At 67.7% G+C, this 14,675-nt stretch carries 2 protein-coding genes; both read left to right on the forward strand.

The window, feature by feature from the left end; genetic code table 11:
• Window position 1 precedes the first annotated feature (1 nt).
• Window positions 2–12,997 (forward strand): amino acid adenylation domain-containing protein, encoded by a 12,996-nt coding sequence (locus tag ACZ5DC_RS40215; protein WP_468661384.1) that lies wholly within the window; start codon window positions 2–4, stop codon window positions 12,995–12,997.
• On the forward strand, window positions 12,994–14,675 hold a 1,682-nt coding region (locus tag ACZ5DC_RS40220; RefSeq protein WP_468661386.1), incomplete at its 3' end, for a condensation domain-containing protein. The genes ACZ5DC_RS40215 and ACZ5DC_RS40220, both read left to right, overlap by 4 nt.

Below are 14,675 nucleotides of genomic sequence, written 5' to 3' on the forward strand. Positions count from 1 at the left end.
GGTGCCGTTGTCGTTCGCTCAGCAGCGGTTGTGGTTCCTTGCGCAGTTGGAGGGGCCGAGCGCGACGTACAACGTTCCGGTGGCGTTGCGGCTGAGGGGCGGGGTGGATGTTGCGGCGTTGAGGGTGGCGTTGGGGGATGTGCTGGAGCGGCATGAGGTGCTGCGAACGGTGTATCCGGTGGTCGATGGTCAGCCGTGGCAGCGGGTACTGCCGGCCGGGGGGACCGGCTTCGACCTCCAGATCGTCCATGCCGGTGAGGAAGAGTGGCGGGAGCTGGTCGAGCGCGCTGCGTCCTACACCTTCGACCTGTCGGCTGAGATACCGGTACGAGCCACTGTGATCCAGACGGATGCCGAGACGGCGGAAGGTCCGGGGAATGCAGGGGACGAGTGCATCCTGGTGCTGACGGCGCACCATATTGCGACGGACGGCTGGTCGATGGGCTCCCTGTGGCGAGATCTGTCGGTGGCGTATGAGGCGCGGTGTGCGGGCCAGGGACCGGCTTGGGGGCCGTTGCCGGTGCAGTATGCGGACTATGCGTTGTGGCAGCGTGGGCTTCTGGGTGAGCTGGAGGACCCGGACAGTGTGCTGGCGCGTCAGGTGAGCTACTGGGGCGAGGTGTTGGCAGACGTACCGGAGGAGCTGATTCTGCCGTTTGACCGGCCTCGGCCGGCGGTGGCCACATATGCGGGTGCGGCGGTGGAGATCGATGTTTCCGCAGGCGCGCATGCGGGATTGGTGCGGTTGGCGCGTGAGCAGGGCGTGACGATGTTCATGGTCCTGCAAGCGGCGGTCGCGGTACTGCTGTCGCGGTTGGGCGCGGGCGAGGACATCCCGCTGGGGACTGCCGTGGCGGGTCGCTCGGACGAGGCTCTGGACGACCTCGTCGGCTTCTTCGTCAACACGCTGGTACTGCGGACAGATCTGTCGGGTGATCCGTCGTTCGCCGATGTGCTGGGCCGGGTGCGTGAACGCGGCATGGAGGCCTTCGCGCATCAGGACGTGCCGTTCGAGCGCCTGGTGGAGGAACTGGCACCGGACCGCTCGATGAGTCGCCATCCTCTGTTCCAGGTCATGATCAGTCTGCGGAATGCCGACGGCGGGGAGAGGGAGCTGCCTGGATTGGCAGTGGAAACGTTCCCGGGAGGACAGCCACCCGCGAAGTTCGATTTGGACTTCGACTTCGCTGAGCGTTTCGGTTCTGCGGGCGAGCCGGCGGGCATCTGCGGCGGTCTGGTCTTCGCCACGGACTTGTTCGATCAGGGCACGGCGGAGCGTTTGGTGGAGCGTCTGGGGCGGGTGCTGGAGGCGGTCGCCGCCGATCCCGCCGTGCCGGTGCGCACTGTTCCTGTTCTGGGTGAGGTGGAGCGGGATCGGGTGTTGGTGGAGTGGAATGACACGGCTCGTGACGTTCCGTCGGCGACGTTGCCGGGGTTGTTCGCGGAGCAGGTGGCGCGGACGCCGGATGCGGTTGCGGTGGTGTCCGGGGACGTTGAGGTGTCGTATGCGGAGTTGGACGAGCGGTCGGACCGGTTGGCGCGGTTGTTGATCGGTCGTGGTGTGGGGCCGGAGTCGTTGGTGGGTGTGGTGATGGATCGGTCGGTGGAGTTGGTGGTGGCTTTGCTGGCTGTGGTGAAGGCGGGGGGTGCGTATGTGCCGGTGGATGCGGGGTTGCCGGTGGAGCGGATGCGGGTGGTGTTCGAGCAGGCGCGGGTGAGCGTGCTGCTGGTGGATGAACGGACGGAGGGTCTTGCGTTCGTCGAGGAGTTCGCCGCCGTCGGTGGTGGTGAGGCCGGTGGTGGGGGTGTGGTGGTGCGGGCTGATGTCGAGGCTGGCGTTGAGGGGATGGCTGCTGGCGTGTTGCCGGTGGGGTGTGTGCCGGGGCAGTTGGTGTATGTGATGTTCACGTCGGGGTCGACGGGGGTCCCGAAGGGGGTGGGGGTGTCGCACGGGGATGTGGCTGGTCTGGTGCGGGATGCGTGCTGGGCGTTTGACGGGGTGGTGCGGGGGTTGATGCGGGCGCCGCATTCGTTTGATGCGTCGACGTATGAGGTGTGGGTGCCGTTGTTGTCGGGTGGGTCGGTGGTGCTGGCGCCGGAGGGCGGTTTTGATGGTGGGGTGTTGCGTGGGCTGGTTGAGCGGTATGGCCTGACGCATGTGCATGTGACGGCGGGGTTGTTCCGGGTGATTGCGGAGGAGGATCCGGGGGCGTTCGCGGGGTTGTGTGAGGTGAGCACGGGTGGGGATGTGGTGCCGGCGGGTGCGGTGCGGGGGGTGTTGGGTGCGGTGCCTGGTGTGGTGGTGCGTAATACGTACGGGCCGACGGAGATGACGTTGTGCGCGACGCAGGTCGCGGTGCGTGATCCGCAGGCGGTGGGTGAGGTGATGCCGATCGGGCGTCCGATGGACAACACGCGTGCGTTCGTGCTGGATGGTGGTCTTCAGCCGGTGGCGCCCGGGGTGCCGGGTGAGTTGTATCTGGCGGGTGCGGGTCTGGCGCGGGGTTATCTGGGGCGTGCGGGACTGTCGGCCGAGCGCTTCGTGGCCTGCCCGTTCGGGGGGCCGGGTGAGCGGATGTACCGCACGGGTGATGTGGTGCGCTGGACCGAGGACGGTCTGCTGGAGTTCGTGGGGCGCGTCGATGATCAGGTGAAGATCCGTGGTTATCGGGTCGAGCCGGGTGAGGTCGAGTCGGTGGTTGCCGGGTGCGAGGGCGTGGCTCAGGTGGCGGTACTGGTTCGCGAGGACGTCCCGGGTGACAAGCGGCTGGTTGCTTACGTCGTCGCGGATAAGGCTGCCGGTCCGCAGGCCGGCACTGATGTGGCCGGGTCTGTGCGAGAGTTCGTTGCCTCCCGTCTGCCGGAGTACATGGTGCTGTCGGCGGTGGTGGTGTTGGAGTCGTTGCCGTTGACGGTGAACGGCAAGCTGGACCGCAAGGCCCTGCCGGCGCCGGAGTACGGCTCGGGGACGGGCCGGGGTCCTGCGACGGTGCGTGAGGAGATCTTGTGCGCGGTGTTCGCTGAGGTGCTGGGGTTGGATCGGGTGAGCGTCGACGATGACTTCTTCCAGCTTGGTGGGCATTCGCTGCTGGCGACGCGGCTGGTGAGCCGTATCCGCACGGTGTTCGGTGCGGAGGTGCCGCTGCGTGTGGTGTTCGAGGCGCGGACGGTTGCGGGTGTGGCGGCCCGGCTGGAGGCGGCCGGTATGGCGCGTCCGGCGGTGGCGGTGGCTGAGCGTCCGGAGTTGGTGCCGTTGTCGTTCGCTCAGCAGCGGTTGTGGTTCCTGGCCCAGTTGGAGGGGCCGAGCGCGACGTACAACGTTCCGGTGGCGTTGCGACTGAAGGGCGGAGTCGATGTTGCCGCTTTGAGGGTGGCGTTGGGGGATGTGCTGGCGCGGCACGAGGTGCTGCGGACGGTGTACCCGGTGGTCGACGGCCAGCCCTGGCAGCGGGTACTGCCGGCCGGGGAGACCGGCTTCGACCTCCAGATCGTCCATGCCGGTGAGGAAGAGTGGCGGGAGCTGGTCGAGCGCACGGCGTCCTACGCCTTCGACCTGTCGGCCGAGATCCCGATGCGGGCCACTGTGATCAGGACAGGTGCCGAGACGGCGGAAGGTGCTGGGGGAGCGGAGGACGAGTGTGTCCTGGTGCTGACCGTGCATCACATCGCCACGGACGGCTGGTCGATGGGTCCCCTGTGGCGGGATTTGTCGGTGGCGTATGAGGCGCGGTGTGCGGGCCGGGAGCCGGCATGGTCGGAGCTTGGCGTGCAGTACGTGGACTATGCGTTGTGGCAGCGTGGGCTTCTGGGCGAGACGGAGGACCCGGACAGTGTGCTGACGCGTCAGGTGAGCTACTGGAGTGAGGTGCTGGAGGGGGCGCCACAGGAGCTGGTTCTGCCGTTTGACCGGTCTCGGCCGGCGATGTCCACGTATGCAGGTGTGGCGGCGGGCATAGCTGTTCCTGCAGACGTGCATGCGGGGTTGGTGCGGTTGGCGCGTGAGCAGGGCGTGACGATGTTCATGGTCCTGCAGGCGGCCGTGGCTGTGCTGTTGTCGCGGTTGGGTGCGGGTGAGGACATCCCGCTGGGTACTCCGGTGGCGGGTCGCACGGATGAGGCCCTGGATGATCTGGTCGGCTTCTTCGTCAACACGCTGGTACTGCGCACGGATCTGTCGGGTGATCCGTCGTTCGCCGACGTGCTGGGCCGGGTGCGTGAGCGGAGTCTGGAGGCGTTCGCGCACCAGGATGTGCCGTTCGAGCGCCTGGTGGAGGAGCTGGCACCGGAACGCTCGATGAGCCGCCATCCCCTGTTCCAGGTGATGGTCGGTTTGCAGAACGTGGGTGATGGCGGGGTTGAGGGCCTGCCGGGGGTGGAGAGCGAGCCGTTCGGTACGGGCCTGGTCCAGGCGAAGTTCGATTTGGATTTTGGCTTCGCCGAGGTGCTCGGTGCGGATGGGCAGCCGGAGGGGTTGGCTGGTCGCCTGCTGGTGGCGGTGGATCTGTTCGATCAGGGCACCGCGGAGCGTTTGGTGGAGCGTCTGGGTCGGGTGCTGGAGGCGGTCGCCGCTGATCCCGCCCTGCCGGTGCGCGCTGTTCCCGTTCTGGGTGAGGCGGAGCGGGATCGGGTGCTGGTGGAGTGGAATGACACAGCGCGGGAGGTTGAGCCGGCGACGTTGCCGGGGTTGTTCGCGCAGCAGGTGGCGCGGACGCCGGACGCGGTGGCGCTGGTGTTCGAGGGTGCCGAGGTGTCGTATGCGGAACTGGACGAGCGGTCGAACCGGCTGGCGCGGTTGCTGATCGGTGGTGGGGTGGGGCCGGAGTCGTTGGTGGGTGTGGTGATGGACCGGTCGGTGGACCTGGTCGTGGCCTTGCTCGCCGTGCTGAAGGCGGGGGGTGCGTATGTGCCGGTGGACCCGGAGTACCCGGCCGAGCGCATCGCCTCGGTGGTGGCGGATGCCGGCGTGAGCATGGTGCTCGCTGACGGCGCGTTGGCCGGTGTCGTGGCAGACGCCGGTGTGGGAGCGCCCGTGGTCGTGGTGGATGAGGCCGGGGTGCTGGAGGGCTGGTCGGGCGAGGCCGTCACGGATGTGGACCGGCTGGCTGTGCTGCGGCCGTCGCATCCCGCATACGTGATCTACACGTCCGGGTCCACCGGGCGGCCCAAGGGCGTGGTGGTTCCGCACGCGGGCGTGGTTAACCTGCTGGGCTGGATGCAGGACCGCTATGGGCTGGATGCCACGGACCGGGTGCTGCAGGCTACGCCGTATGTGTTCGATCCCTCGGTATCACAGATCTTCGGGACGCTGACGCGGGGCGCTACGCTCGTGGCGGTCAGGCCTGGTGGTCATCGCGATCCGAAGTACCTGGCGGCCTTGATCGCCAGCGAACAAGTCACCATTGCCAACTTCGTCCCCTCCATGTTGTCCGCTTTCCTCGAGGGCGCGGATGCGGCCGAATGCACCACGTTGCGTGCGGTGCTCTGTGGGGGCGAGCCCTGGTCGGCTGCCCTGCGCGACAGGTTCAGCGCTGTTTCAAGTGCCTCTTTGCACAACCACTACGGACCTACGGAGACGTCGATTGACGTCGTCGTGTGGTGTTGTGAGGCCGATCACGACGGCCGATCCCTGCCGATCGGGCGTCCGATGGGCAATGTCCGGGCCTTCGTGCTGGATGGCGGGCTTCAGCCGGTGGCGCCCGGAGTGGCGGGCGAGTTGTATGTCGCGGGTGTTCAGCTGGCCCGCGGCTATCTGGGGCGTGCGGATCTGTCGGCGGAGCGGTTCGTGGCGTGTCCGTTCGGGACTCCGGGTGAGCGGATGTACCGCACGGGTGATGTGGTGCGCTGGACGGAAGACGGTGTCCTGGAGTTCGTGGGGCGCGCCGATGATCAGGTGAAGATCCGTGGTTTCCGGATCGAGCTGGGTGAGGTCGAGGCCGTGGTCGCCGCCTGCGAGGGCGTGACGCAGGCCGCGGTACTGGTCCGCGAGGACACCCCGGGTGACCAGCGCCTCGTCGCCTACGTCGTCCCGACCTCGGCGGAGACTGAAGTGCTGACGGCTGCTGGTGTGCGGGAGTTTGTAGGCTCGCGGTTGCCGGAGTACATGGTGCCGTCGGCGGTGGTGGTGTTGGAGTCGTTGCCGTTGACGGTGAACGGCAAGTTGGACCGCAAGGCGTTGCCGGCGCCGGAGTACGGCTCGGGGACGGGCCGGGGTCCTGCGACTGTGCGCGAGGAGATCTTGTGCGCGGTGTTCGCTGAGGTGCTCGGGTTGGATCGGGTGAGCGTCGACGATGACTTCTTCCAGCTTGGTGGGCATTCGCTGCTGGCGGTGACGTTGGTGGAGCGGTTGCGGGCTCGCGGTGTTTCGGTGGATGTCCGCACGCTGTTCTCCGCGCCGACGGTGGAGCGGCTGGCCGCGGCCGCCGGGCGGGACGGCGTGGCGGTTCCGCCGTCGTCCATTCCGGTGGATGCGGGGGTGGTGTTGCCGGAGATGGTGCCGTTGGCGGGGTTGACGGTGGCGGAGCTGGCGCGGGTGGTGGAGTCGGTTCCGGGGGGTGCGGGGAACGTGGCGGATGTGTATCCGTTGGCTCCGTTGCAGGAGGGTTTGTTCTTCCATTACCGGCTTGCTGTGGATGAGGGACGCGATCCTTATGTGACGAGGCAGGTGTGGGAGTTCGAGTCGCGGGTGCGGCTGGATGAGTTCGTGGCGGCGTGGCAGCGCGTGATCGATCGCCACGATGTCCTGAGGACGGCTGTGGTGTGGGAGGGGTTGTCACATCCGGTGCAGGTGGTCCACCGCACGGCGCAGCTGCCCGTGACGGAGGTGGAGATCGACCGGGCTCAGGACGTTGTTGAAAGCATCCTGTCTGTCGCGGACGCGCCGATGGATCTGCGGCGTGCGCCGTTGCTTCAGGCATTTGTGGCGGCGTTGCCGGACAGTTCGGGGCGGTGGCTGCTGGTACTGCGGTCGCATCACATGGTTTCTGACCACACGACGCTTGATGTGGTGATGGATGAGGTGCGGGCTGTGCTGGCGGGTGAGGAGGGTCGTCTGCCGGCGCCGATGCCCTATCGGGAGTTCGTCGGTCAGGCGTTGTTGGGCGCTTCGACCGAGGAGCATGAGGAGTACTTCGCGTCCGTGGTGGCTGACGTGACGGAGCCGACCGCCGCGTTCGGTGTGGTGGATGTGCTCGGCGACGGCAGCGTCGTGGAGGAGTCGCGGGTTCTGGTGCCGGAGGGTCTGGCCGGGCGGGTGCGTGAGGTGGCTCGTGGGTGTGGGGTGAGTCCGGCGACGGTGTTCCATGTGGTGTGGTCGCGGGTGCTGGCGGCGGTGTCGGGCCGTGATGATGTGGTGTTCGGCACGCTGGTGTTCGGCCGGGTGCAGGCGGGTGCGGGGTCGGACCGCGTGCCGGGGCTGTTCATCAACACGCTGCCGGTACGGGTACGGACCTCGGATACGGCCGTCGGGGACGCGGTGCGCGGGATGCAGGGCCAGCTGGCCGAGCTGATGGTGCACGAGCACGCCTCGCTCGCTGTGGTGCAGCGGGTCAGCGGGATCCCGGCACCGGCCCCGCTGTTCACCACCCTGTTCAACTACCGGCACGGTACGGACCTTGGCCGGCACGAGGAAACCGATGCCCAGACTGTCCGGGGAGGCATGCGAGACCTGGGAGGACAGGAGCGGACGAACTATCCGCTGGCGGTGTCGGTGGACGATTTCGGCGCCGTGGGAGGTTTCGGTTTCTCGGTGCAGGCGGTGGAGTCGATCGATCCCGCGCTGGTGACCGGGCTGATGCTGGCGGCGACCGAAGGTGTCGTAGAGGCGCTGGAACGGGACTCGCGCACCGTCCTGGGCACCGTCCCCGTTCTGGGGGAGGTGGAGCGGGAGCGGGTGCTGGTGGAGTGGAACGACACGGCTCTTGAGGTTCCGGCCGGAACGCTGCCGGGGTTGTTCGCGCAGCAGGTGGCGCGGACGCCGGACGCGGTCGCGGTGGTGTTCGAGGGTGCCGGGGTGTCGTATGCGGAGTTGGACGAGCGGTCGAACCGGTTGGCGCGGTTGTTGATCGGTGGTGGGGTGGGGCCGGAGTCGTTGGTGGGTGTGGTGATGGACCGGTCGGTGGAGCTGGTCGTGGCCCTGCTTGCCGTGCTGAAGGCGGGGGGTGCGTATGTGCCGGTGGATCCGGAGTACCCGGCTGAGCGGATTGACGGGGTCCTGGCGGATGCTGGGCCTGTGGTGGTGCTGACCTCGCGGGCGGCTGACCGTGAGGGTTCGGGCTGGATCGTGGTGGACGAGGCCGGGGTGCTGGAGGGCTGGTCGGGCGAGGCCGTCACGGATGCCGACCGGCTGGCTGTGCTGCGGCCTTCGCACCCGGCGTATGTGATCTACACCTCCGGGTCCACCGGGCGGCCCAAGGGTGTGGTGGTTACGCATGCGGGCGTGGTGAACCTGCTGGCCTGGATGCAGGACCGCTATGGGCTGGATGCCACGGACCGGGTGCTGCAGAAGTCGCCCTTCGTATTCGACGGATCGATCTTCGAGCTGTTCTGGCCCCTGGTGCGGGGTGCGGTGATGGTTCTCGCTGCTCCGGGTGGTCATCGCGATCCCGACTACCTCGCCGCTTTGATAGCGCGGGAGCAGGTCACCGTCATTAACTTCGTACCCTCCATGCTGTCACTTTTCTGCGACGCGGCGGGCATAGACGCTTGCACCAGCTTGCGCAGAGTCTTCGCTGGTGGAGAAGCATTGTCCTCTGCGCTGTGTGACCGGTTCCATGCGGTCCTGCCGGGCGTGACGCTGGAGAATCAGTACGGGCCCACCGAAGGCACGCAGATCACGACTGTGTGGGAGTGCGTTCCTGGCCGCCAGGATGGTGCCGCGGTGCCGATCGGGCAGCCGATGGGCAATATCCGTGTGTTCGTGCTGGATGGTGGGCTTCAGCCGGTGGCGCCTGGGGTGCCGGGTGAGTTGTATGTCGCTGGTGCGGGTCTGGCCCGTGCTTATCTGGGGCGTGCGGATCTGTCGGCGGAGCGGTTCGTGGCGTGTCCGTTCGGTGAGCCGGGTGAGCGGATGTATCGCACGGGTGATGTCGTGCGCTGGACTGACGCCGGTGTCCTGGAGTTTGTGGGGCGTGCTGACGACCAGGTGAAGATCCGTGGTTTCCGGATCGAGCTGGGTGAGGTCGAGGCCGTGGTCGCAGCCTGTGAGGGTGTGGCGCAGGCGGCCGTACTGGTCCGGGAGGACATCCCCGGTGACAAGCGGCTGGTCGCTTATGTGGTGCCGGCTTCCGAGTCGACTGGGGTGACGGCCGGGTCGGTGCGGGAGCAGGTCGGCTCCCGGTTGCCGGAGTACATGGTGCCGTCGGCGGTGGTGGTGTTGGAGTCGTTGCCGTTGACGGTGAACGGCAAGTTGGACCGCAAGGCGTTGCCGGCGCCGGAGTACGGCTCGGGGACGGGCCGGGGTCCTGCGACGGTGCGCGAGGAGATCTTGTGCGCGGTGTTCGCCGAGGTGCTGGGGTTGGATCGGGTGGGGGTGGAGGACGACTTCTTCCAGCTTGGTGGGCATTCGCTGCTGGCGGTGACGTTGGTGGAGCGGTTGCGGGCTCGTGGTGTGTCGGTGGATGTCCGCACGCTGTTCTCCGCACCCACCGTGGAGCGGCTGGCCGCGGCCGCCGGGCGGGACGGTGTGCGGGTTCCGCCGTCATCCATACCGGTGGATGCCGAGGCGGTGTTGCCGGAGATGGTGCCGTTGGCGGGGTTGACGGCCGCGGAGCTGGCGCGGGTGGTGGAGTCGGTTCCGGGTGGTGCAGGCAACGTGGCGGACGTCTACCCATTGGCCCCGCTTCAGGAGGGCTTGTTCTTCCATCACCGGCTCACTGCCGGTACCGGTGTGGAGCAGGACCCCTATCTGCTGAGGCAGGTGTGGGAGTTCGAGTCGCGGGCGCGGCTGGACGAGTTCCTGGCGGCGTGGCAGCGCGTGATCGACCGGCATGACGTGTTGCGGTCGGCTGTGGTGTGGGAGGGGCTGTCGCATCCGGTGCAGGTGGTCCACCGCACGGCGCCGCTGCCGGTGGTAGAGGTGGAGATCGATCGGAGCGGAGAGCCGATACAGGAGATTTTGTCGGTATCCGACGCGCCGATGGATCTGTGGCGTGCGCCGTTGTCCGACGCGTATGCGGCGTCGCTGCCGGACGGCTCGGGCCGGTGGCTGCTGGTACTGCGGTCGCATCACATCATGCAGGACCACACCACGCTGGAGATCGTCCACGACGAGGTGCGGGCGGTGCTGGCGGGTGAGGAGGATCGTCTGCCGGCGCCGATGCCGTACCGGGAGTTCGTCGGTCAGGCGTTGTTGGGCGCTTCGACCGAGGAGCATGAGGAGTACTTCGCGTCCGTGGTGGCTGACGTGACGGAGCCGACTGCCGCGTTCGGTGTGGTGGATGTGCTCGGCGACGGCAGTGTTGTCGAGGAGTCGCGGGTTCTGGTGCCGGAGGGTCTGGCCGGGCGGGTGCGTGAGGTGGCTCGTGGGTGTGGGGTGAGTCCGGCGACGGTGTTCCATGTGGTGTGGTCGCGGGTGCTGGCGGCGGTGTCGGGCCGTGATGATGTGGTGTTCGGCACGCTGGTGTTCGGCCGGGTGCAGGCGGGTGCGGGGTCGGACCGTGTGCCGGGGCTGTTCATCAACACGCTCCCGGTACGGGTACGGACCTCGGGTGTGGACGTCGCGGACGCGGTGCGCGGGATGCAGGGCCAGCTGGCCGAGCTGATGGTGCACGAGCACGCCTCGCTCGCCGCAGCGCAGCGGGTCAGCGGGATCCCGGCACCGGCCCCGCTGTTCACCACCCTGTTCAACTACCGGCATATCGGTGAGAGCGTTCGTCAGGCCGGCGGGCTGGCCGAGGGCGCGCGGGCTGTGTGGGGGCAGGAGCGGACGAACTATCCCCTCACTGTGGCCGTCGATGACCTGGGCGAGGTGTTCTCGTTCGCGGTGCAGGCGGTGAAGTCGATCGATCCTGCGTTGGTTGCCGAGTTGATGCTGGCGGCGACCGAGGGAGTGGTGGAGGCGCTGGAGCGCGAGCCGCACACCGTCCTGGGCACCGTTCCCGTTCTGGGTGAGGTGGAGCGGGAGCGGGTGTTGGTGGGGTGGAATGACACGGCTCGGGACGTTCCGCCGGCGACGTTGCCGGGGTTGTTCGCGCAGCAGGTGGCGCGGACGCCGGATGCGGTCGCTTTGGTGTCCGACGGTGTTGAGGTCTCGTATGCGGAGTTGGACGAGCGGTCGGACCGGCTCGCGCGCGTGCTGATTGGTTGTGGTGTGGGGCCGGAGTCGTTGGTGGGTGTGGTGATGGATCGGTCGGTGGAGTTGGTGGTGGCTTTGCTGGCTGTGGTGAAGGCGGGGGGTGCGTATGTGCCGGTGGATGCGGGGTTGCCGGTGGAGCGGATGCGGGTGGTGTTCGAGCAGGCGCGGGTGAGCGTGCTGCTGGTGGATGAACGGACGCAGGGTCTTGCGTTCGTCGAGGAGTTCGCCGCCGCCGCAGGGGGTGTGGCCGGTGGTGTGGTGGTGCGGGCTGATGCCGGTGCTGGCGTTGAGGGGATGGCTGCTGGCGTGTTGCCGGTGGGGTGTGTGCCGGGGCAGTTGGTGTATGTGATGTTCACGTCGGGGTCGACGGGGGTGCCGAAGGGGGTGGGGGTGACGCACGGGGATGTGGCTGATCTCGTGCGGGATGCGTGCTGGGCGTTTGACGGGGTGGTGCGGGGGTTGATGCGGGCGCCGCATTCGTTTGATGCGTCGACGTATGAGGTGTGGGTGCCGTTGTTGTCGGGTGGGTCGGTGGTGCTGGCGCCGGAGGGCGGTTTCGACGGTGGGGTGTTGCGTGGGCTGGTTGAGCGGTATGGCCTGACGCATGTGCATGTGACGGCGGGGTTGTTCCGGGTGATTGCGGAGGAGGATCCGGGGGCGTTCGCGGGGTTGTGTGAGGTGAGCACGGGTGGGGATGTGGTGCCGGCGGGTGCGGTGCGTGGGGTGTTGGGTGCGGTGCCTGGTGTGGTGGTGCGTAATACGTACGGGCCGACGGAGATGACGTTGTGCGCGACGCAGGTCGCGGTGCGTGATCCGCAGGCGGTGGGTGAGGTGATGCCGATCGGGCGTCCGATGGACAACACGCGTGCGTTCGTGCTGGACGGGGGGCTTCAGCCGGTGGCGCCCGGGGTGCCGGGTGAGTTGTATCTCGCGGGCGCCGGCCTGGCCCGCGGCTATCGGGGGCGCGCGGGACTGTCGGCGGAACGCTTCGTGGCGTGCCCGTTCGGGACCCGGGGTGAGCGGATGTACCGCACGGGTGATGTCGTGCGCTGGACCGAGGACGGTCTGCTGGAGTTCGTCGGACGTGCCGATGATCAGGTGAAGATCCGTGGTTATCGCATCGAGCCGGGTGAGGTCGAGGCCGTGGTTGCCGGGTGCGAGGGCGTGGCGCAGGTGGCGGTTCTGGTCCGCGAGGACGTTCCGGGTGACAAGCGGCTGGTCGCTTACGTCGTCGCGGACAACGCTGCCGGTCCGCAGGCCGGCACTGATGTGGCCGGGTCTGTGCGAGAGTTCGTTGCCTCCCGTCTGCCGGAGTACATGGTGCCGTCGGCGGTGGTGGTGCTGGAGTCGTTGCCGTTGACGGTGAACGGCAAACTCGACCGCAGGGCCCTCCCTGCGCCCGACTACGCTGCCACTGGAACCCGGCGGAAACCGACCACGCCCCGCGAAGAGAAGCTCTGCGCGGTATTCGCGGACGTACTGAACGTGGACGAGGTCGGTGTCGACGACAGCTTCTTCGACCTCGGCGGGCACTCCCTGCTCGTCACCCGGTTGGTGAGCCGAATCCGTACCGATTTCGGTGCCGAGATCCCGCTGCAGGTGGTATTCGAAGCGCCCACGGTGGCCGAGATCGCCGCCCATCTGGACACCGCCGCACCCGCCCGCCCCTCACTTCGCCCCATGCGACGTCCCAAGGAGCTTTCATGATCCCCGCATCGTTCGCCCAGCAGCGGTTGTGGTTCCTGGAGCAGATGGAGGGACCGAGCGCGACCTACAACGTTCCGGTGGCGTTGCGGCTGAGGGGTGTTGTCCACGCTGTCGCGTTGAGGTCGGCGTTGGAGGACGTGCTGGCGCGGCATGAGGTGCTGCGCACGGTGTATCCGATGATGGAGGGCCGGCCGTGGCAGCGGGTGCTGCCGGCTGGGGAGACCGGCTTCGACCTCCAGGTCGTCCAGGCCGGGGAGGAGGAGTGGGGGGAGCTGGCCGAGCGGGCGGCGTCGTACGCGTTCGACCTCTCGGCTGAGATCCCGCTACGGGCTACGTTGGTGAGCCTGCCTGAGCAGACGGAGCATGTCTTTGTCTTGACGGTTCACCATATAGCGACGGACGGCTGGTCGATGGGGCCGTTGTGGCGGGATCTGTCGGTGGCGTATGAGGCGCGGTGCGCGGGCCGGGAACCGGGCTGGGAGCCGTTGCCGGTGCAGTACGCGGACTACACGCTGTGGCAGCGTGAGCTTTTGGGTGAGCTGGAGGACCCGAGCAGTGTGATGGCACGTCAGCTGAGCTACTGGCGTGACAGATTGCAGGGCGCACCCGGCGAACTCGCGCTTCCGACCGATCGACCGCGACCTGTTGTGGCTAGCCATGTGGGTGGAGTGACACATATCAAGGTCGTCGCCGAGGTGCATGCGGGGTTGGTGCGGTTGGCGCGTGAGCAGGGCGTGACGATGTTCATGGTCCTGCAGGCGGCCGTCGCGGTGTTGCTGTCGCGGTTGGGTGCGGGTGAGGACATCTCACTGGGTAGCCCGGTGGCGGGTCGCACGGACGAGGCATTGGATGATCTGGTCGGGTTCTTCGTCAACACGCTGGTGTTGCGTACGGATCTGTCGGGTGACCCGTCGTTCGCCGACGTGCTGGGGCAGGTTCGGAAACGGTGGTCCGAGGCGTTCGGGCATCAGGACGTGCCGTTCGAGCGCCTGGTGGAGGAATTGGCACCGGAACGCTCGACGAGTCGGCACCCCTTCTTCCAGGTCATGATCAGTCTGCAGAGCGCCGGTGACGGAACAGCGACGGGACTCCCCGGAACGCAGGCAGAACCCTTCTGGACTGGTCTGCCCCCGGCAAACTTCGATCTTGACTTGACTTTCTTCGAGGGGCTCGGTGGTGACGGGCAGCCGACGGGATTGACCGGGCGTCTCGTGTTTGCGGTGGATCTGTTCAACCAGAGCACTGCGGAGAGTCTGATGGATCGTCTGGGGCGAGTGCTGGAAGCGGTTGCTGCCGATCCCGCCCTGCCGGTGCGCCGCATCCCCGTTCTCAGTGGGGTGGAGCGGGAGCGGGTGTTGGTGGGGTGGAATGACACGGCGCGGGACGTTCCGCCGGCGACGTTGCCGGGGTTGTTCGCGGAGCAGGTGGCGCGGACGCCGGACGCGGTCGCGGTGGTGTCCGACGGTGTTGAGGTCTCGTATGCGGAGTTGGACGAGCGGTCGGACCGGCTCGCGCGGGTGCTGGTGAGTGAGGGTGTCGGTCCGGAGTCGTTGGTGGGTGTGGTGATGGACCGGTCGGTGGAGCTGGTGGTGGCTTTGCTGGCTGTGGTGAAGGCGGGGGGCGCTTATGTACCGGTGGATGCCGGGTTGCCGGTGGAGCGGATGCGGGTGGTGTTCGA

The organism is Streptomyces sp. NPDC031445, assembly GCF_055581365.1.